The sequence below is a fragment of the Micromonospora sp. NPDC048986 genome, assembly GCF_040649335.1.
Classification (GTDB): domain Bacteria; phylum Actinomycetota; class Actinomycetes; order Mycobacteriales; family Micromonosporaceae; genus Micromonospora; species Micromonospora alfalfae.
This window is the reverse complement of sequence record NZ_JBEZFJ010000013.1, coordinates 33,413-53,107: the sequence shown is the minus strand read 5'-3', so window position 1 is coordinate 53,107 and position 19,695 is coordinate 33,413. Positions and strand designations below refer to the sequence as shown.

Genomic DNA, 19,695 nt, shown 5'->3' with positions numbered 1-19,695 from the left:
CCCGAGTGGGCGGACCGGGCCGGACGGTCAGGCCAGCGCGGCCTCGGCCGCCGCCAGGAACGCGTCGTTCTCGGCCGGGGTGCCGATGGTGACCCGGACCCCGTCCCCGGCGAACGGCCGCACGATCACACCGCGCGCCTCGCACGCCTTGCCGAACGCCACGGCCCGCTCGCCCAGCGGCAGCCAGACGAAGTTGGCCTGGCTCGCCGGCACCTCGGGCACGAACTTGCGCAGCGCCTCGGTGACCCGGTCCCGCTCGGCGACGACAAGGGCGCAGCGGCGCTCCATCTCCGCCACCTGGGTCAGCGCGGCGAGCGCCCCGGCCTGGGCTGCCGTGCTGCTGGAGAACGGGGTCGCCACCTTACGGATGGCGGCGGCCACCACTGGCTGGGCAACCAGCCAACCCATGCGCAGCCCCGCGAGGCCCCACGCCTTCGACAGCGTGCGCAACACCGCCACGTTCGGCCGGTCCAGGTAGTCGAGACCGTCCGGCACCTCCGCGTCGGTGACGAACTCCCGGTACGCCTCGTCGATGACCACGAGAACGTCGTCCGGCACCGCGTCGAGGAACCGGTCCAACTCGGCCCGGCGCACCGCCGTACCGGTGGGGTTGTTCGGGTTGCAGACGAAAATCACCCGGGTCCGGTCGGTCACCGCCGCAGCCATCGCCGCCAGGTCGTGCCCGTGCGCGGCGTCGTTGGGCACCCGCACGCTTGTCGCGCCGCTGGTCGCCACGATGATCGGGTACGCCTCGAAGGACCGCCACGAGTAGAGCACCTCGTCGCCGGGCAGGCAGGTGGCCCGCACCAGGTGCTCGGCCAGCGCCACCGAACCGCAGCCGGTGGCGATCCGGTCGGCGTCCACCCCGTACCGCTGGGCCAGCGCGTCCCGCAGCGCGACCACACCCATGTCCGGGTAGCGGTGCGAGGTGGTGATCGCCTCGGTGACCGCCTCCACCACGCCGGGCAGCGGCCCGTACGGCACCTCGTTGCTGGCCAGCTTGATGGCCTCCGGCAGGCCCAACTCCCGGGCCAGGTCGGCGGGGCTGCGCCCCGGCACGTAGCTGGGCAGCGCGTCCAGGTCGACGCGGGTCAGCCGCAGCGCCGGCTGGTGACGTCCGGAGTCGGTCATGGGGTGTCTCCCGGGGGCTGGTTACGGTCGTTCGAGGGGGCGGAATCGATGTGCTGGGGGACCTCGACGACCACCGTCTGCGCGCGCTTGTCATGCAGCGCCTGGCGCAGGGGGTGGTCGAAGAGGGGAGAGAGAGAATCAACCAGTTGCAGCACCAGGCCCAGCCCGGCGCAGTACCAGAGCAGAGTCGGCAGGCCCAGCGTGCTCCACCGGCTCAGCGCGCGGCGGACGCCCAGCGGCTGGTCGGCGGCCATCGGCACCGCCCGGATCCGCATCACCCGCTTGCCGACGGTCTGCCCGCCGGAAGCCATCGTCGGCACCTCGTACGCCAGCCAGAGCGCCGTGGCGATCAGCAGGATCGCCACCAGCAGAGAATTCGCCTGCTCACTGGGGAGCGGCAAGCCGTCGGCGGAAGTGTCGCCGCGCGACGCGCGCCGGAAGACCTCCTGCCAGTACGGTGCCCACTCCTGAGCCCAGCGCCAGACGAACCAGCCGTTGACAACCACGTTCAGTGCGAAGACGAGGCCGAAGTCGATCAGCCGGGCGACCAACCTACGGCCGTAGCCGGCCAACCTGAAACCGTGCGGGAGCGGCTCCGGCGGTCGTCCGGGCCAGCCGGGGTGACCGGCCGGAGGCGCCCAGCCGGGAGGGGCACCCGGCGGGGTCCAGCCCGGCGGACTGCCCTGCGGGCCCCAGCCGGGCGGGCCGGCCTGCGGGCCCCAGCCCGGGCCGTGCCCCTGCGGGCCGTACCCAGGGGGTGTGCCCTGCTGGGGCGACCAACCCGGCGCGCCAGTCGCCGACTCGGGGGTGGTCGCCGCCGCGGGCGCGGCCGGGGTGACCGGCGCGGGCGGCGGCTCGGGCGGCGGCGGACCATCAGGTGGGGTGGCGTCGACGGGAATCGGCGCACCGAGCCAGCCCTCGCCGTCCCAGTAACGCCGGGTCTCGGTGTCGGACGGGTCGACGTACCAACCAGGTTGAACGCTCACGCCGTCGCTCCGCTTCGCTTCGCGACGGCGCGAGGCGCCACGCTACTGACCCTGCTGGTTCGCTCGCTGCGCTCGCTCACGCCGCCACCAGTCCGCTTCGCTCGCTCACGGGGACACCTTAACGACGACTGCTCGCGTGAACTCGGCATGGCGGTACTGCGGGGCGTACCCCTGGGGGTTTGGTCCGGGCTGCGGCGCGAAGCCGCCGGCGGTGGGTCGAAGCCCACCGACCGGCGGCGTCGGGTACGACGGAGGTTGCGTCACGCTCGCAAGTGTTACAGGTTGCCGCGGGCTTCCTGCTCCCGCTCGATCGCCTGGAAGAGCGCCTTGAAGTTGCCCTTGCCGAAGCCCAGTGAGCCGTGCCGCTCGATCAGCTCGAAGAAGACGGTGGGACGGTCCTGGACCGGCTTGGTGAAGATCTGGAGCAGGTAGCCGTCCTCGTCCCGGTCGACCAGGATCTTGCGGGCCTTCAGCTCCTCGATCGGCACCCGCACGTTGCCGATCCGCTCGCGCAGCTCCGGGTCGTCGTAGTACGAGTCCGGGGTGTCCAGGAACTCCAGACCAGCAGCGCGCATCGCGTCGACGCTGGCCAGGATGTCGTTGGTGGCGACGGCGATGTGCTGCGCGCCCGGGCCCTGGTAGAACTCCAGGTACTCGTCGATCTGGGACTTCTTGCGGGCGATCGCCGGCTCGTTGAGCGGGAACTTCACCTTGCGGGTGCCGTTCGCCACGACCTTGCTCATCAGCGCCGAGTAGTCGGTGGCGATGTCGTCGCCGACGAACTCCGCCATGTTGGAGAAGCCCATCACCCGCTTGTAGAACTCGACCCACTCGTCCATCCGGCCCAGCTCCACGTTGCCGACCACGTGGTCGACGGCCTGGAAGAAGCGCTTCGGCTGGACGCCGGCGTCGATCATCGGCTGCCGGTCCACGATCGGGCCCCGGGCCACGAAGCCGGGCAGGAACGGGCCGGTGTAGCGGGACCGGTCGACAAGCGTGTGCCGGGTGTCGCCGTACGCGGCGATGGCCGCCATTCGGACGGTGCCGTGCTCGTCGGTCACCTCGTGCGGCTCGACGACGCTGGCGGCGCCCTGCGCGATGGCGTGCGCGTACGCGGCGTCCACGTTCGGGACCTCCAGCGCGATGTCGCTGATCCCGTCGCTGTGTCGGGCCACGTGCTCGGCGCCCTCGGCGTCCGGGCGCACCGCGCCGGTCAGCACGAACCGGGCCGAGCCGCTGGTCAGCACGTACTGGGCGTGGTCCCGGTAGCCCTGCTCGGGGCCGCGGTACGCCACGCAGGTCATGCCGAAGGCGGTGGAGTAGTAGTGCGCGGCCTGCTTGGCGTTGCCGACCAGGAAGTGCACGTGGTCGAGGCCCCGCACCGGGAACGGGTCGTGGCTGATGTCGTGGTCGACAGCGCCGACGAGCCGGTCGACGTCGACGTCCTCGGTCGACTGGGGTCGGTCGATCGCCTGGGTCATGGTGGGCTCCCTCGCGTACCGGCCGGCCTTGTGGGCCGCCGTGGTCGGTTCTTGTGGGGAGGATCGCTGCCCCGGCGTCGAGTGGGCAACTGTTGGCAGAAATGCTGGTCAGGTTGCGCATTCGGTATGGTCGTCACTCATGAATGGTGAGCAGAATGTACAGCTCGACGTGCTCGATGTGCGCTTGATCGAACTGCTCGCCGAGGAGCCGCGGATCGGGGTGCTGGAGTGCTCCCGGCGGCTCGGGGTGGCCCGGGGCACAGTGCAGGCGAGGCTGGACAAGCTCGTCGAGCGGCGGGTCATCGAGGGCTTCGGCCCCGAGATCGCGCCGGCCGCGATCGGGTTCGGGGTGACCAGCTTCGTCACCCTGGAGATCAGTCAGCGGCACGGTCACGACCCGGTCACCGCTCACCTCGCCGCCATCCCCGAGGTGCTGGAGGCGCACACCATCACCGGCTCCAGCGACCTGCTCTGTCGGATCGTGGCCCGTTCCAACACCGACCTGCAACGGGTCATCGACCAGATCGTCTCGTCCGCCGGCATCACCCGCGCCTCGACGATCATCGCGCTGGCCGAGCAGATCCCCTACCGCACGCTGCCGCTGGTGCGTAGCGCTGTCCGGGTGGAGGGAAGGGCGCTGTAACACCTCCGAGCGCAGAAAGCGCGGCGACACGGCGGCGCGGGCGTACGGAAGATCCGTGATCGTGGCTACGGTGTGCGGGTGGCGAAGGGGAGCGTGCGCGGTGGGCTGCTGCTCGGCCTCGCCGTGGTCGTCGCGCTCGCCGCCACCGGCGTGTGGAACCCGTTCCCCGGCCTGTGGGACTGGGTGGACCGCAGCGAACCCATCTCCGAGCCCGACGTGGTCTGGCAGCAACGGGTCGGCGGCACCCCGCGCAGCGTGACCATCGCCGGCGACGCCGTAGTGGTCGAGCAACGCACCCGGGTGGAATCTCGCAGCCTGGCCACCGGCGCCCAGCTCTGGGAGCGCAAGGCGGACTGGGCGGCGGTCGCCGGCGGCGACCGGGACCCGGTCGTGGCCGTGGGCAAGCTCCTGGTCAAGGGGTATGAGCTGCTCGACCCGACGACCGGGGTGACCCGGCGGCGTGACGATGACGCGGTGGCCGTCTGGACGTACCGCAACCTGCTCCTCGACGCCAGGTGCACGGACGCCACCGACTGCACCCTGAGCGCCTGGGACCCGCGTGGCACGGCGCCGCTCTGGACGGCCTTCCTGCCCGGGGTGCACAGCGGCCTGCTGGCCGACAACCCCGGCCTGCGCGGCACCCGCCGGCTCACCGCCACCCGGATCGACGACGGCGTGGCCGGGGCGGAGGCCGCGCCACCGCTGCTGGGTTTCCCGGTCGACGGTCGGGTCCACGTGGTCGACACCGCCACCGGCCGGGTGCTGCAGAACGTCGAGCCCGACCGGGAGGAGCGGCTCTCCGTGGTGGGCGGCCGGCTGCTGCGGATCGCCGCCCGCTCCCAGGACGGCACCTGTTACTTCGCCATCTCCGCCCGGGACTCGGCGACCGGGCAGGAGGCCTGGCAGCGGGCCGGCATCAACCTGCGCACCGCCGACTCCGCCGGCTGCGTGCAACGCGAGGACCCGCAGGGCGCGCGGAACGTGCTGATCGGTGTCGCACCGGACGGCCGCGAAACGGTCATCGACGGGTACGACGGCCGGCTGCTCTGGGTCGGTGAGGCGGGCACCAGGTTGATCGCGGTGGACGATCGTTCGGCGGTGTTCCGGGCCGCCGACAAGCGCTCGGTCATCGCCCGTGAACTGGGCACCGAGAAGGTGCTCTGGACGCGACAGGCCAGCGGCAAGGCCGCAGCCGCCCTCACCCCGTACGCGGCGGTGGTGGCCGACGAGAAGCCGTCCCGGCTGGCGGCACTGGACCCGCGCACCGGCCGGGAGCTGGCCGCCCTGCGCACCTCGGCGAACGCCCTCGCCGTCGGGTCGCAGGGGATGATCATCGGCGAGGGGCGGGAGATCGGGTACGTCCGCTTCGGCGGCGCGTCCGGCAGCTCGCCCGCCCGACCGCCCAACGACGGTGGGAATCCCGGGCCGGGGAGCCCCGGCCCCGACGGGCCGAACGACGGCGACTGCGGGCCGAAGGGCGAACTCTGCCCCGAGCCGGGCGGTGGCAAGGACGGTTGAGCGGGGCGGTTCGCCCGATGATCCGGATCGCGGACGGGCCCGGCACGCCCGGTGGATGAGAGCGGCGTCCCAGGACCCGCCCGGCGGGTGGGAGTGATCGACCGGTCTGCCCTAGGCTTGCCGCTCATGAGCAGTGCCGCCGCATTCTCGTACGCCCCTCTGCTGCCGACCGGCCCGGACCAGACGGACTATCGCCTGGTCACCGACGAGGGCGTGGACGTCGTACACGGCCCCGGAGGTCGTCGGTTCCTCACCGTGGAGCCGGCCGCGCTCACCGCGCTGACCGCCGAGGCGATGCACGACATCGCGCACTTCCTGCGCCCCGCGCACCTGGCGCAGCTCCGGGCGATCATCGATGATCCGGCCGCCTCGCCGAACGACCGGTTCGTCGCGCTGGACCTGCTGCGCAACGCCAACATCGCCGCCGGCGGTGTCCTGCCCATGTGCCAGGACACCGGCACCGCCATCGTGATGGGCAAACGCGGTCGGCACGTGCTGACCGACGGTGCCGACGCGGAGGCCATCTCCCGAGGCGTCTACCAGGCGTACACCAAGCTCAATCTGCGTTACTCCCAGCTCGCGCCACTGACCATGTGGGACGAACGGAACACCGGCAGCAACCTGCCCGCCCAGGTGGACCTGTACGCCGAGGACCCGGACGGGCACCCCGACGCGTACAAGTTCCTGTTCATGGCCAAGGGCGGTGGCTCGGCCAACAAGTCGTACCTCTACCAGGAGACGAAGGCGCTGCTCAACCCAACGCGGATGATGCAGTTCCTGGAGGAGAAGCTGCGGCTGATCGGCACCGCGGCCTGCCCGCCGTACCACCTGGCCATCGTCATCGGCGGCACCTCCGCCGAGTACGCGCTGAAGACCGCGAAGTACGCCAGCGCCAAGTATCTCGACGCGCTGCCGACCTCCGGTTCGATGAGCGCGCACGGCTTCCGCGACCTTGAGCTGGAGGCGGAGGTGCTGGAGTTGACCCGCAACTTCGGCATCGGCGCGCAGTTCGGTGGGCGGTACTTCTGCCACGACGTACGGGTGGTCCGGTTGCCCCGGCATGGTGCGTCCTGCCCGGTGGCGATCGCCGTCTCCTGCTCGGCGGACCGCCAGGCCGTCGCGAAGATCACCCCGTCGGGCGTGTGGCTGGAGCGGCTCGAAACCGACCCGGCGCGGTTCCTGCCCGACGTCACAGACGATTCGCTCGACGCGGAGCTGGTGGTCCGGGTCGACCTCAACCGGCCGATGGACGAGATCCGCGCGGAGCTGTCGAAGTACCCGGTGAAGACGCGCCTCTCGCTCTCCGGGCCGCTCGTGGTCGCCCGGGACATCGCCCACGCCAAGATCGCCGAGCGGTTGGACGCCGGTGAGCCGATGCCGCAGTACCTGCGTGACCACGCCGTCTACTACGCCGGCCCGGCGAAGACCCCCGAGGGGTACGCGTCCGGCTCGTTCGGCCCGACCACCGCCGGCCGGATGGACGCCTACGTGGAGAAGTTCCAGGCCGCCGGTGGCTCCCAGGTGATGCTGGCCAAGGGCAACCGGTCGGGTCAGGTGACCCGCTCCTGCCAGCAGCACGGCGGCTTCTACCTCGGCTCGATCGGCGGCCCCGCCGCCCGCCTCGCCCAGGACTGCATCAAGCACGTCGAGGTGCTCGAATACGCGGAGCTGGGCATGGAGGCGGTCTGGAAGATCGAGGTGGAGGACTTCCCCGCCTTCATCGTGGTCGACGACAAGGGCAACGACTTCTTCGCCGAGGTCACCAAGCCGGTGCTCACCGTCGGCCGCCGCTGACTCGACAGGTACGCGATCGGGCGCCGGGCGAACTCGCCCGGCGCCCGTTCTGTCGCCCGTGCTCTGCCGACATCGGTACGCCCGCCCCCTGGGGTGGGACGGGCGCACCGCCCCCGTCGGATGCCGTCACCGACAACTCGGAATGAGTGTGCGGCGCACCGCTGTCGATCCGCTCTCAGATCACTATCGCCTGACCGAGGCGGTCCGTCACCACCGGACTACTCTGCTGGAAGTTGCACCATTGACGCGGGAGAGCAGATGCGGTTCGGGATCCTGGGGCCCCTGCGGGTGGGCGGTGGCGAGTCCACTGTCACCGCCGGGCGCGACCGGATCGTGCTCGCCACGCTCTTGTTGCGGGCCGGCCGGCTCGTGCCGGTCGACGAGCTGGTCGACGCGGTGTGGGAGGACCGCCCGCCGGCCACCGCGCGGGCGCAGTTGCAGACCTGTGTGTCGCGGTTGCGCCGCCGCTTCACCGAACTCGGGCTGGCACCGGACCTCATCGTCACCGACCCGGCGGGGTACGGGGTGCGTACCGGAACGACCGACCTGGACGTCGAGGTCTTCACCCGGGGCGTGGAGGCGGCCCGAGCCGCCGCCACTGCCGGTCGCCTGGTCGACGCGCGTGCCGAATTCCGCGCCGCCCTGGCGTTGTGGCGTGGGCCGGCGTTGGGCGGAATCCCGAGCCGGAGCGTCCGGCGCCGTGCCCAGGCACTCGACGAGCAGCGTCTCACCGCGCTGGAGGAGTGCGTCGATGTGGAGCTGCGCCTCGGGCGGGCCGCCGAGCTGATCGGCGAACTCGCCGAGAGCGTCGACCAGCACCCGGTGCGGGAACGGCTGCGCGGACAACTGATGCTGGCGCTGTCCGCGGTCGGGCGGCAGGCCGACGCGCTCGCGGTCTACCGGGAGGGCCGGCGGACCTACGCCGACGAGCTGGGCATCGAGCCGGGCACCGAGTTGCAGGAGCTGCACCAGCGGGTGCTCGCCGGTGACCTGGCCCTGGCCGGTCGGGAGGCGCGGCCGTCCGCTCCGGTCCGCTCGCTGCCCCGCGCGATCGGCGACTTCACCGGCCGGCAGCAGACGATGGCCCGCCTGGTTAAGGAGGTGGAGGCCGGGGCCCGGATCCAGCTCATCGACGGCATGGCGGGCAGCGGGAAGACCACCCTCGCTGTGCATCTCGCCAGCACTCTCGCAGACGACTATCCGGACGCCCAGCTCTACATCGACCTGCACGGGCACAGCGAGCGCACCCCGTTGACGCCGGCCGCGGCGGTCGCCACGCTGCTGCGGCAGCTCGGTGTGCCAGCCGAAAGGGTGCCGACGAGCCAGGACGACCGGCTGGCGCTCTGGCGTAGCGAGCTCGCCGGTCGACGGGCCCTGCTGGTGCTCGACAACGCGGCCACCGCCGACCAGGTGACACCACTGCTGCCCAACGGCTCGCACTGCCTGATCCTGATCACCAGCCGCCGCCGGCTGGTAGGGGTGGATGAGGGGCGACCCTCGTCGCTGCCCGTGCTCGACAGCGACGAGGCGGTGGAGTTGCTCGGGCGGGTCGTCGGCGTGGCCCGGGTGGCGGCGGAGCCGGAGTCGGCCGCCGAGGTCGTCCGACGCTGCGGACACCTGCCGCTGGCCATCCGGCTGGCCGGTGCCCGGCTGGCACACCGGCCGCGTTGGCGAATCGCCGACCTGGCCGAGCGGTTGACCAGCCGACCGGATCCCCTGGCCGAGTTCGAGGTGGGCGAGCGGTCGGTCGGCCGCGCCTTCGCCCTGTCGTACGCCCAGGTGTCCCCTGTCGCGCAGCGCGCGTTCCGGTTGTTGGGCCTGCATCCCGGGGTGCGGCTCGACACCCCGGTGGCCGCCGCCCTCACCGGGCAGTCGCTTCCGAAGGCGCAGGACCTGCTCGACGAGCTGGTCGACGCGAACCTGGTCGAGGAGACGGAGCCCGGCCGCTACCGGTTGCACGACCTGGTGCGGGAGTACGCGCGGACGCTCGTCGCCGAGCCGGGGTGGGCGGGTGAACGGCGGGACGGCATCGAGCGTCTGCTCGACCATCACCTGCACGTCGCCACGGTGATCGCCCGCAAGAGTGAGCTCTCCTCCAACTTCAGCCTGACGCTGCTACCCGAGCCGGCGCGTCCCGATCTGGTCCTGCCCGTTGCCGAGCAGGGCCGAGGATGGTTCGACGACAACCTGGCCGCGATCACCGCCCTGGTCCGTCTGGCCGAAGCCGAGGGTTTCGGCCGGCACTGCTGGCAACTGGCGAGGGCCAGTTGGTACGCCCAGTTCGAGGGCGGCCACCTGGACGAGTTGATCGAGACGCATGTGGTTGGGCTGCGTATGGCCGAGGAACTTGGTACCGAGGAGGCGGTGGCGATGATGCTCAACTACCTCGCCTCGGCCCACTACCGGTTGGGTCGGTTCGCCGAATCGAACCGGCTGATGGAGCGGGCGCTCGACGTCTACCGCCGGCTCGGGCTGCGAAGCGATGTGCGCAACACCCTGGGTAACCTGGGCAACTCTTACGTCGCCAGTGGCGACTACCGCCGGGGTTGGGAGTGCCTGGAGGCATCCGCGGCGCTGGCCCGGCGGATGCAGGAGCAGGTGCCACTGGCCAACACCCTCAACAATCTTTCGGTGACCCTGCTGCTGTGGGGACGCTACGACGAGGCGCTGCGTACGTGTCGGCGGCACCTGGCGCTGGCCCGCGAGCTCGGCGATCCGCGCCAGATCGGCAACGCGTTGGGGCACCTGGGCATGATCCGCCACCGGTCGGGTGACGACGAGCCGGCGCGTCGGCTGCTGGGGTTTGCCCTACGCCTCAAGCGGAAGGCCGGCAATCGGTTTGGCGAAGGTGAGCTGTTGAACGAGATCGGTGTGCTGGAGCGCAACGCCGGACAGCCGGACCATGCCGCCGGGCTGCACCGGGAAGCGTTGGTGGCGATGGTCGACGCCGGCGACCGCATCGGCCAGTGCGCGTCCCGCAACCTGCTGGCCCGGGCAATCCTCGAACAGGGAGACGTGGCCAGCGCGCTCGACCTGCACCGTCGGGTGCTCGTCGACGCCAGCGGGCTCGGTGCCCGCTACGAGAAGGCCCGGGCGTTGGAGGGCATCGCCCGCTGCGTACGGGACACGGATCCGACGGCGGCCCGGGCACACCTGGAGCGGGCGTTGGCGCTGTTCCGGCAGGTCGAGTCGCCGGACCAGCGCGAGGTGGAACGGCTGCTCGCCGAGTTGGGCTGACGGATCATCTGCGAGTCGGCCACGGGCGCGGCAGGATGGTACGCGTGACGACTCCAGAGGCGACCGGTTACCGCATCGAACGCGACTCGATGGGCGAGGTGGAGGTGCCCGCCGAGGCGCTGTGGCGGGCGCAGACCCAGCGTGCGGTGCAGAACTTCCCCATCTCCGGCCGGGGCCTCGAACCGGCCCAGATCAAGGCCCTCGCCCAGATCAAGGGCGCGGCGGCCGAGGTCAACGGCGAGCTGGGCGTGATCGACGCCAACGTGGCCGACGCCATCACCGCCGCCGCCGCCCACGTCGCCGACGGTGGCTACGACGACCAGTTCCCGGTGGACGTGTTCCAGACCGGCTCGGGCACGTCGTCGAACATGAACACCAACGAGGTGATCGCCACCCTGGCGAGCCGTGAGCTGGGCTCACCTGTGCATCCGAACGACCACGTGAACGCCTCCCAGTCGAGCAACGACGTCTTTCCGTCCTCGATCCACCTGGCGGCCACCCAGTTCATCGTGGAGGACCTGCTGCCGTCGCTGGCGCATCTGGCAGCCGCGTTGGAGGCCAAGGCGGCCGAGTTCGAGACGGTGGTCAAGGCGGGGCGTACGCACCTGATGGACGCCACACCGGTCACCCTCGGGCAGGAGTTCGGTGGGTACGCCGCCCAGGTCCGCTACGGGATCGAACGACTGGAGGGCGCGCTGCCCCGACTGGCCGAGCTGCCGTTGGGCGGCACCGCCGTGGGGACCGGGATCAACACCCCGCTCGGCTTCGCCGCCGCCGTGATCGACAAGCTGCGCGAGTCGACCGGGTTGCCGCTGAGCGAGGCGCGTAACCACTTCGAGGCGCAGGGCGCGCGGGACGCGCTGGTGGAAACCTCGGGGCAGTTGCGGACCGTGGCGATCGGCCTCTACAAGATCGCCAACGACATCCGCTGGATGGGCTCCGGACCCCGCGCCGGTCTGCGCGAGCTGCGCATCCCGGACCTCCAGCCCGGCTCGTCGATCATGCCGGGCAAGGTCAACCCGGTGGTCGCCGAGGCGATGCGGCAGGTCTGCGCCCAGGTGGTCGGCAACGACGCGACGGTCGGCTTCGCCGGCTCACAGGGCGACTTCGAGCTGAACGTGATGCTCCCGGTGATGGGCCGCAACCTGCTGGAGTCGATTCGGCTGCTCTCCGCGGTGAGCCGGCTCTTCGCCGACCGGCTGGTGGTCGGCCTGGTCGCGGACGCCGAGGTCTGCCTGGCGTACGCCGAGGGCTCACCGTCGATCGTCACCCCACTCAACCGCTACCTGGGGTACGACGAGGCCGCGTCCATCGCCAAGGAGGCGCTGGCAAAGCAGACCTCGATCCGCGAGGTGGTCATCTCCCGGGGCCACGTCGACTCCGGCAAGCTCACCGAGACCCAGCTCGACGAGACGTTGGACCTGCTTCGGATGACCCACCCCTGATCCCTCGCTTGCCCGGGGCCGGACTGCGCCAAGATCGCGCTCGATCCTGGATGTAGTGGCTTCCGTGCGCCAGGGACCCCACTCTTTCCACCATCGAGCACGATCTTGCCTGGTCGGGCGAGATGGCCGGCGTGCGCGTGGGGAGCTGGCAGCTGTTGGCGGGGTCGGAGGATGTCTTGGGCGGATGCTTTGGACCTGACTCGTTTGTGGCATCGCCTTCGCCTGCCCTGGTGGGTGCACTCCCGCTGTGGCTGGCTCCGGCCCGTGCTCGTTGTCGACGCGTACTCCTGGCGGTTCTTCGTGGCCGCGCCCCGAGCTGACCCGACCACCTCGCCCGCGACGGCGGTCGGGGTTTCCGCGCACCTGGTCCCGATAAACGGCTCGACGTGGTCCTGGGCGGGACGGATGATCCGGGTCATGGGTGACGATGGCGCGGGTGTGCCGGCGGGGACCGAGCGGCTGCGGTTGCGGCGGCTGACGATGGCCGACGTGGACGCGCTGGTCGAGTTGGACGCCGACCCCGAGGTGATGCGTTTCCTCACCGGGGGCGTAGCGACCCCGCTGGCCACAGTGCGCGACGAGCAGTTGCCGAGGCTGCTGGCCCAGTACGACAGGCATCCCGGGCTTGGTCGGTGGGCGGCGCATGATCGGCAGTCCGGCGAGTTCCTGGGCTGGTTCGCGTTGGACCCGTCGGCGGACGGCACCGAGGCCGAGTTGGGCTATCGGCTGCGCCGCGCGACGTGGGGGCGCGGGCTGGCCACCGAGGGGTCGCGGGCGCTGGTCCGGTACGCCTTCGACACCGTCGGGGTGCGTCGGGTCTGGGCCGAGACGATGACTGTCAACGAACGCTCCCGGCGGGTGATGGTGAAGGCCGGGCTGCACTACGTGCGGACCTTCCACCCGCAGTGGGACGACCCGATTCCGGGCACCGAGCAGGGCGAGGTGGAGTACGAGGTGCGGGCCGAGGAGTGGGCGACCGCCGGTCAGGAGCGACCGGCGGCCCGGCGGGCGCGGTAGGCGGTCACCGCGGCGCGATTGCCGCAACCGGCCTCGCAGAACCGGCGGGACCGGTTGCGGGACAGGTCGACGACGACGTTGTCGCAGTCCGGGTACTCGCAGATCCGCAGCCGGCTCAGCTCGCCGGTACGGACCAGGTCGGCCATCGCCATGGCGGCCTCGACCGCGATCCGGGTGGCCAGCGGCGCGTCGCGGGGAACGGCGTGCAGGTGGTACGGCTCGTCGTCGTGCTCGATGAGCTGGGGCAGCGCCTTGTGTTCCAGCAGCAGACCGTTGACCACCGCGACGATCTCGGGCGGTTCGGCGTACCAGATGCGGCGCAGTTGGGGCCGTAGCTCCCGTACGGCGTGCAGCTCGGCCTCGGTGTGCTCGTGCCGGCCGCTGTAGGAGTGGCGGACGAAGAACGTGTCCAGCGCAGCGATGTCGGGCAGCAACTCGCCGTCCCGACCTGCGGTGTTCACCAGCGCCGCGGCGGCGATCAGAGAACACTCGGTGTCATGAGCGAATAGCAACTTGACTCCTGTCATTGCCCCCGCCTAGCGTCATCAGTACAAGGATAGTTTGCTCATGACACGGTGCCCATTGCGAGGAGCGCGAGATGCACTCACGACCTGCTGCCGGCGTCGGACTGGCGCTGCTCTCCGCAGTCACCTTCGCCACCTCCGGCACCTTCGCGCGGTCGCTCATCGAGGCCGGCTGGTCTGCCGAGTCCGCGGTGATCGCCCGCGTCGGCGTTGCCGCCCTGGTGCTGGCGATCCCCGCCCTGCTGTCGCTGCGGGGCAAATGGGACGTGCTGCGAAGCAACGCCGCGGCCATCGGGGTGTTCGGGCTCCTCGGGGTGGCGGTGGCCCAGGTGTGCTACTTCAACGCCGTGCGCTACCTGCCGGTCGGTGTCGCGCTGCTGCTGGAATACCTGGGCATCATCCTCGTCGTGGTCTGGATGTGGCTGCGGCACGGGCAGCCGCCCCGCCGGCTCACCATCGCCGGGGCGGTGGCCGCGCTGGCCGGGCTGGCGTTCGTGCTCGACCTCGCCGGCACCGCCGACTTCCACCCGGTGGGCGTGCTCTGGGGGCTGGGTGCGGCGTTCGGCCTGGCCGGATATTTCGTGCTCGCCGGCCGGATCGACCCCCGGCTGCCCTCGGTCGCCCTGGCCAGCGGTGGAATGGCCGTCGGTGCCGCCGTGCTGCTCCTCATCGGGCTGACCGGCCTGCTGCCGCTGCACGCCACCTTCGGTGAGGTCACCTTCGCCGGGCAGCCCACCAGCTGGTTGGTGCCCATCGCCGGGCTGTCGCTGGTGGCCGCCGTCATCGCGTACCTCACCGGCATCGCCGGCACCCGGATCCTCGGGCCCCGACTGTCGTCGTTCGTCGGGCTGACCGAAGTGCTCTTCGCGGTGCTGGTCGCCTGGCTGTTCCTGAACGAGCTGCCCACCGGCTGGCAGTTGTTCGGCGGTGCGCTGATCGTCGCCGGCGTCGCCCTGGTACGCCTCGACGAACTGCGCGGGTCGCCCGCGCCGGCCACGCCCGAGCCCGAGCTGGCGCTTGACGGACGGTGAGAGTCCGCGGTCGGTGTGCTCCTGATCGCCGGCACTTGCCGTCAGACGGCGAATTCCACTGGCGGTGGGAGGGTGGGTGTCGTGCTGACCACTGTTCGCTCTCACCCGACCGTCTCCTGACGTACCACACCGACTCGTGCGAGCACGACGTGGTGGCACCCCGGCGGGCCGGCCTGCGATCGGTGTGGCTGAACCGGCTCGGCCTGCCTCGCCCGCCCGGCTGCCCACCCGACGCCGAAGTCTCCAGCATGGCCGAGCTCCCGGCCGCGCTGGCGAATCTGGGTGCCGTCGCGGTAGGTGAGTAGATCGAGGCGGCCGGCCCACGTCTCTGCGTGGCCTGTGTCTGTGCGGTGTGTGTCTGTGCGGCCTGTGTCTGTGCGGCGTGTGTGTGTCTGTGCGGTCGGGGTGCGGCTCGAACTGGCGGGATTCACTGCCATAACGGGCGCTCAACTGGCGCAATCCGGATCGTTGTTGTGTGATGGCTGCCACGTCCCTCAACGAGAGGATCCGATGTGGTGAGCAAGCGCTTCACCGCCCGTACGGTCGCGACCGCGGCTGTGCTGGCACTTACGGCTACGGGGTTGGGTGTGCCGGCCAACGCCGCGCCGAGCAACTCCCGGACCTTCACCGTCGTCGCCGAGGATGGCGTCGCCATCGACACGGCCGTCGCCGCGATCCGGGCAGCTGGTGGCACTGTGGTGTCCCGGTCCGATGAGGTCGGCATGTTCCAGGTCAGCAGCGACCGGGCCGACTTCGCGGCCAGGGCGACCGCCGCGCCGACGCTGATCGGCGCCGCCGAGCAGAAGGCCATCGGCCGCAAGCCGAAGTTGGACCGGGTCGAGCAGGAGCACCTGCTGGCCGCTGCCGGTGCTCGTGCCGCTGCTGCCGGTGCCGCCAAGAAGGGCGCCAAGCTCGATCCGCTCGATGACAAGCTCTGGGGCCTGGAAATGATCCGGGCCGACAAGGCCCGCAAGATCGAGCCGGGCGACCGTCGGGTGACCGTCGGGGTGCTGGACACCGGCGTCGACGCCAGCAACCCGGACATCGCGCCGAACTTCAACTGGTCGCTGTCACGCAACTTCGCGCCCGACCTGACCGATGTGGACGGCCCCTGCGAGGTGCCGAGCTGCCTCGACCCGGTCGGCACCGACGACGGCGGGCACGGCACCCACGTGGCCGGCACCATCGGCGCCGCTGCCAACGGCTTCGGTCTCTCCGGCGTCGCCCCGAACGTCTCGCTGGTCGAGCTCAAGGGTGGCCAGGACTCCGGCTACTTCTTCCTCGACCCGGTCGTCAACGCCCTGGTCTACGCCGGCCGGTCCGGGATCGACGTGGTCAACATGTCGTTCTACGTCGACCCGTGGCTCTACAACTGCACCGCCAACCCGGCCGATTCCCCCGAGGATCAGGCCGAGCAGCGGGCCATCATCAAGGCGATGAAGCGGGCGCTGGTCTTCGCGCACAACAAGGGCGTGACCCTCGTCGGCGCGCTCGGCAACAACAACGAGGACCTGGGTGCACCGCGCACCGACGTCACGAGCCCCGACTACGGCGCCGACCCGTACGACCGTCCGATCGACAATGAGAGCTGCTGGGACCTCCCCACCGAGGGCCCGCACGTGATCGGCGTGTCGTCGGTTGGCCCGTCCGGCAAGAAGTCGGACTTCTCGAACTACGGCACTGAGCAGATCTCGGTCGCCGCGCCGGGCGGTTGGTTCCGGGACGGTTTCGGCACCGACACCCACCGCATCCCGGCCAACATGATCCTTTCCACGTACCCGCTGAAGGTGCTCCAGGAGGAGCCGATCTCGGCGACGATCCCGGACCCACGGGTGGACGCCGATGGCAACATCGACCCCCGGATCGCCAACGAGGTCTTCAAGCAGTGCAAGGCCAACGGTGAGTGCGGCTACTACACGTACCTCCAGGGCACCTCGATGGCGTCCCCGCACGCCGCCGGTGTCGCCGCGCTGATCGTCAGCCGGTACGGCAAGGCGCAGGGCCGGACCGGCTTCGGGATGTCGCCGGACCAGGTCGAGCAGCACCTCTACCGCACGGCCGCCGAGCACGCGTGCCCGGAGCCGCGCCTGCAGCAGTACCGCAACGAGGGCCGGGACGAGACCTACGACGCGTACTGCGCCGGCGGGGTCAACTTCAACGGCTTCTACGGCTACGGGATCGTCGACGCCTACTCGGCGGTGAAGACCCCGCTCAAGCCGAACGCCCGCCCGTAGCGCACACCGCACTGCGGTGGCCCAACCGCCACCGTCCTCCGGGGCCCGGTCGACAACCTTGTCGACCGGGCCCTGCGGCCGTCCAGGGCTGGTGGCCGTCGCCTTGGCCTGGCGCTCGTGGTCTCGCCTTCGCCGGTCGGGGCCGGGTGCTCGTCGCTGGCCGGGCCAGGTGCTCGTTCCTGGCCGCGCCCGGTGCTCGTCGCCGTTCGCGCCCTGGTCTTCGCCGTCCGAGCCGGGTGCTCGCCGTCCCGGTCGCTCTTGCGGGGGACGGTGGCTGACCTCGTTCATGATCGACTCGGGTTTCATGAAGGCGCGGTGTTGGTGCATGCGGGACGGCGCGGTTTTCAGGAACTCGGGATGATCTTGCTCATGTTGCCGAACCTCGCCGCCACCCTCGGCTGACCAGCGCGTTGCGCACCTCTCGGAGTACTGCGGGAAACTCGCCGTGCAGCCGTCGACTGGTCACATGCAGGACCAGCCAACCCGCGCCGACCAGCTGATTCAACCGACGGCGGTCGCGGTGCAGCGGTTCTGCGTCGGCGTGCCACTTCCCGTCGTACTCGACCGCCACCCGATATTGCGGCCAGGCCAGATCGGGGTGCAGGACAACGCCGACGGGCAAACGTACTGGATGTTGAACGGCTGGGCGTGGCAGCCCACCCAGCACCAACCGCACGCGGAGGTGCGACTCCGGCGGAGACTCGGCTCTGCCGTCGGCCAGGTCGAAGACCCAGCGCGCCCGTCGTCCACCGGGCCGGTCGGCATTGCGGGCAGCGATGGCGGCCAGGGTGTCGCGCTCGGTCAGGCCCTGCCCGAGCAACGAGTCGACGATGGCGACCGCCCGGACGGGGTCGAGCCAGACAGCCGTTTCCCAGGCCGCCCGCCCGGGGTCGGACCGGGGGATCGGGAGATCCCGCTCGCTGGACCTGTGCGGGCCGGTCGCCGCCCACCCATCGCCCGCGCGGGCCGTCACGATCCCCCCTGCGCTGACCGTGGCCCGGCGGGACAGCAGCGGCGCTGGCCGTGGCGACATTCGGCCGGCAGGTGGGCGCACTGCTCCCGTAGGTCGCGCCGCGTCACGTGGACGGCCAGCGCCCGACGTGCGCCCCGTATCCGGCACTCGCCCCCCGCTTGGCGGTCGTCCTGGGTCCGGCTGTGGTCCGGGCTCCGGTGATCGTGCTGGGTTGGGCAGTGGTCCGGGATCGGGTGGTCGGCCAGCGGTCGCCGGACCATCCGCCTTCGGCATTCGTCCGGCGGTTGGTGGTCGTTGTGCGGTTGGTGGGGTCGCGGCTCGCTCCGGGGCCCCGCTCGGTGTGAGCGGGGTGATGGCGTTGACGTGCACGCGGAGGCCGCGCTGCGGGCCGACCCGCAACGGTCGGGGCACGAGGACGTGCACGTCGTCGGTGAAGCTCGCGGCGTGGTTGACGCCGTGCAGGTAGGCGGCCGACGGGCCGCCGACCACGACTCCGGATGGCAGGCGCAGGAGGGCGGCGCGACACGCGAGGGCATGATCACGCTCCAGCCGCGAGTCGGCGTAGGTGTCGTGGCGCAACCGCACCCAGGCGGAGTTGCGCAGCTGAGGTTCGGTGAGCAGGCCGTCCCGGACAGCGTCGGAGCCGCGGAAGACCTGCCAGGCCAGGGCATCGGGGCGATGCGGACGTGGGGGCATGCCGAGCAGCCTGCCGACCACCGACTGGCCACCGAAACCCCTGTGGACAACCGCGCCCGCGGTTGCCGCTGGACCTGTGGACAACCACGAATCCGCCTGCCGATCGTGCTATGGCAGCGGTCAGAACGGCCGACCAGCCAGGGATCGAGCCGTCGACGGGCGGTGATCCACTCGCGTTTCTGAAAGTCGGGCGACCACCGGCCTCGGGATACCGCGACTTCCGTGAACCCGAGTTGATCAAGCCGCGGCGATGGGGTGCGGCGGGGCGGTGGGGTGGTGCGCGGCGGGACGGTCGGGTGGGGTGCGGCGGTCGGGGTCAGCTGAGGGCGGTGGTGATGGCTCGGGCGGCAGCCAGCACCTGGGGGCCGATGGTGTCGACGTCCAGCGGGGCGAGCGCTACCACGCCGACGCTGGCCTCCAGGCCGGGTACGCCGAGCACCGGTGCGGCCACCCCGTACGCCCCGGCCTGCAACTCTCCGCTGCTACTGACCGGCTCGGCCACCCCGGCTCGGCCGGCCAGGATCGCCCGGCCGGCCGCCCCCCGGTCCAGTGGATGCCGTGCCCCGGCCCGGTACGCGACGTGGAACGACGTCCAGCTCGGCTCGACCACTGCCAGTGCGACGCCCTCGCCACCTTCGACGACGGTCAGGTGCGCGGTCGCGCCGGCCTGCTCGGCGAGGCGGCGTAGCGCGGGCAGCGCACCCTCGGCCAGCAGCGGCTGGGCGCGTCGGGCCAGGTGCAGCAACCCGGCACCGAGGCGAAGCCGACCGTCTCCGTCGCGACGCAGCATGCCGTGCCCGGTCAGCGCACTGACCAGCCGGTAGACGGCGGCCCGGCCGATGCCGAGCTGATTCGCGGCCTCGGTCACTGTCAGACCGCCGGAGGCGTCGGCGACCAGGTGCAGCAGCCGCAACCCCCGGTCCAGCGTCTGCGACGTCTCCCCGCCCCGCCCCGCAACCGCGTCGGCCGAGCGCGCGCCAGCCTC

Annotated in this window: 14 protein-coding genes and 1 pseudogene; 9 read left to right on the top strand and 6 right to left on the bottom strand. The window is 71.3% G+C overall.

All coding sequences use genetic code 11. The annotated features are described in order from the left end of the window. Positions 1-27 precede the first annotated feature (27 nt). From hisC to hppD, 3 genes are all read right to left on the bottom strand, one after another. Positions 28-1,131 (bottom strand): histidinol-phosphate transaminase, encoded by a 1,104-nt coding sequence (gene hisC, locus AB0B94_RS24635; RefSeq protein ID WP_357284758.1) that lies wholly within the window; start codon positions 1,129-1,131, stop codon positions 28-30. Continuing rightward, positions 1,128-2,117: an RDD family protein gene (locus AB0B94_RS24630; protein ID WP_357284754.1), complete on the bottom strand. Its 990-nt coding sequence runs from the start codon at positions 2,115-2,117 to the stop codon at positions 1,128-1,130. Before AB0B94_RS24630 ends, hisC begins: the two co-directional genes overlap by 4 nt. Positions 2,118-2,392: 275 nt before the next feature. After that, entirely contained in the window at positions 2,393-3,598 is a 1,206-nt protein-coding gene (gene hppD, locus AB0B94_RS24625) for a 4-hydroxyphenylpyruvate dioxygenase (protein ID WP_357284750.1), read from the bottom strand. A gap of 139 nt (positions 3,599-3,737) precedes the next feature. Here hppD and AB0B94_RS24620 point away from each other — a divergent pair, with 139 nt between their 5' ends. The 6 genes from AB0B94_RS24620 (at position 3,738) to AB0B94_RS24595 (ending at position 13,252) form a co-directional block, all read left to right on the top strand. After that, positions 3,738-4,241: an Lrp/AsnC family transcriptional regulator gene (locus AB0B94_RS24620; RefSeq protein ID WP_357284747.1), complete on the top strand. Its 504-nt coding sequence runs from the start codon at positions 3,738-3,740 to the stop codon at positions 4,239-4,241. Positions 4,242-4,319: 78 nt separating this feature from the next. After that, positions 4,320-5,759 carry a PQQ-binding-like beta-propeller repeat protein gene (locus tag AB0B94_RS24615; RefSeq protein WP_357284744.1) on the top strand — a complete coding sequence of 480 codons (1,440 nt, stop codon included), beginning with the start codon at positions 4,320-4,322 and terminating at the stop codon, positions 5,757-5,759. Between the two features lie 126 nt (positions 5,760-5,885). Then, entirely contained in the window at positions 5,886-7,553 is a 1,668-nt protein-coding gene (locus tag AB0B94_RS24610) for a fumarate hydratase (RefSeq protein ID WP_238667174.1), read from the top strand. Between the two features lie 258 nt (positions 7,554-7,811). Further along, a complete protein-coding gene (locus tag AB0B94_RS24605; protein ID WP_357284739.1) occupies positions 7,812-10,790 on the top strand; it encodes a BTAD domain-containing putative transcriptional regulator in 2,979 nt (992 codons plus the stop codon). Positions 10,791-10,825: 35 nt separating this feature from the next. Further along, on the top strand, positions 10,826-12,235 hold the full coding sequence (locus tag AB0B94_RS24600; protein WP_357284733.1) for a class II fumarate hydratase: 1,410 nt from the start codon (positions 10,826-10,828) through the stop codon (positions 12,233-12,235). A gap of 417 nt (positions 12,236-12,652) precedes the next feature. Continuing rightward, positions 12,653-13,252 (top strand): GNAT family N-acetyltransferase, encoded by a 600-nt coding sequence (locus AB0B94_RS24595; RefSeq protein WP_357285250.1) that lies wholly within the window; start codon positions 12,653-12,655, stop codon positions 13,250-13,252. Here AB0B94_RS24595 and AB0B94_RS24590 read toward each other — a convergent pair. Beyond that, positions 13,219-13,764 (bottom strand): CGNR zinc finger domain-containing protein, encoded by a 546-nt coding sequence (locus AB0B94_RS24590; RefSeq protein ID WP_238667150.1) that lies wholly within the window; start codon positions 13,762-13,764, stop codon positions 13,219-13,221. The two genes, AB0B94_RS24595 and AB0B94_RS24590, sit on opposite strands and share 34 nt — an antisense overlap. An 86-nt stretch (positions 13,765-13,850) precedes the next feature. Here AB0B94_RS24590 and AB0B94_RS24585 point away from each other — a divergent pair, with 86 nt between their 5' ends. From AB0B94_RS24585 to AB0B94_RS24575, 3 genes and pseudogenes are all read left to right on the top strand, one after another. Next, positions 13,851-14,807, top strand: coding sequence for a DMT family transporter (locus AB0B94_RS24585; RefSeq protein WP_357284730.1), 957 nt, complete (start codon positions 13,851-13,853; stop codon positions 14,805-14,807). A gap of 131 nt (positions 14,808-14,938) precedes the next feature. Continuing rightward, positions 14,939-15,112, top strand: a pseudogene (locus AB0B94_RS24580) (HAD family hydrolase); the annotation flags it as partial. Between the two features lie 210 nt (positions 15,113-15,322). Beyond that, positions 15,323-17,041 (top strand): S8 family serine peptidase, encoded by a 1,719-nt coding sequence (locus AB0B94_RS24575; RefSeq protein WP_357284727.1) that lies wholly within the window; start codon positions 15,323-15,325, stop codon positions 17,039-17,041. A gap of 367 nt (positions 17,042-17,408) precedes the next feature. Here the strand turns inward: AB0B94_RS24575 and AB0B94_RS24570 are convergent, their stop codons facing one another. Further along, on the bottom strand, positions 17,409-18,014 hold the full coding sequence (locus tag AB0B94_RS24570; RefSeq protein WP_357284724.1) for a hypothetical protein: 606 nt from the start codon (positions 18,012-18,014) through the stop codon (positions 17,409-17,411). 1,012 nt (positions 18,015-19,026) lie between these two features. Next, positions 19,027-19,635 (bottom strand): helix-turn-helix domain-containing protein, encoded by a 609-nt coding sequence (locus AB0B94_RS24565; protein ID WP_357285246.1) that lies wholly within the window; start codon positions 19,633-19,635, stop codon positions 19,027-19,029. Positions 19,636-19,695: the final 60 nt, after the last annotated feature.

Excerpts from the sequence above, each read along its gene's own strand:
- hisC (WP_357284758.1), bottom strand. The coding sequence starts at position 1,131 with ATGACCGACTCCGGACGTCACCAGCCGGCGCTGCGGCTGACCCGCGTC.
- hppD (WP_357284750.1), bottom strand. The coding sequence starts at position 3,598 with ATGACCCAGGCGATCGACCGACCCCAGTCGACCGAGGACGTCGACGTC.
- AB0B94_RS24620 (WP_357284747.1), top strand. The coding sequence starts at position 3,738 with ATGAATGGTGAGCAGAATGTACAGCTCGACGTGCTCGATGTGCGCTTG.
- AB0B94_RS24610 (WP_238667174.1), top strand. The coding sequence starts at position 5,886 with ATGAGCAGTGCCGCCGCATTCTCGTACGCCCCTCTGCTGCCGACCGGC.
- AB0B94_RS24605 (WP_357284739.1), top strand. The coding sequence starts at position 7,812 with ATGCGGTTCGGGATCCTGGGGCCCCTGCGGGTGGGCGGTGGCGAGTCC.
- AB0B94_RS24600 (WP_357284733.1), top strand. The coding sequence starts at position 10,826 with ATGGTACGCGTGACGACTCCAGAGGCGACCGGTTACCGCATCGAACGC.
- AB0B94_RS24595 (WP_357285250.1), top strand. The coding sequence starts at position 12,653 with ATGGGTGACGATGGCGCGGGTGTGCCGGCGGGGACCGAGCGGCTGCGG.
- AB0B94_RS24585 (WP_357284730.1), top strand. The coding sequence starts at position 13,851 with ATGCACTCACGACCTGCTGCCGGCGTCGGACTGGCGCTGCTCTCCGCA.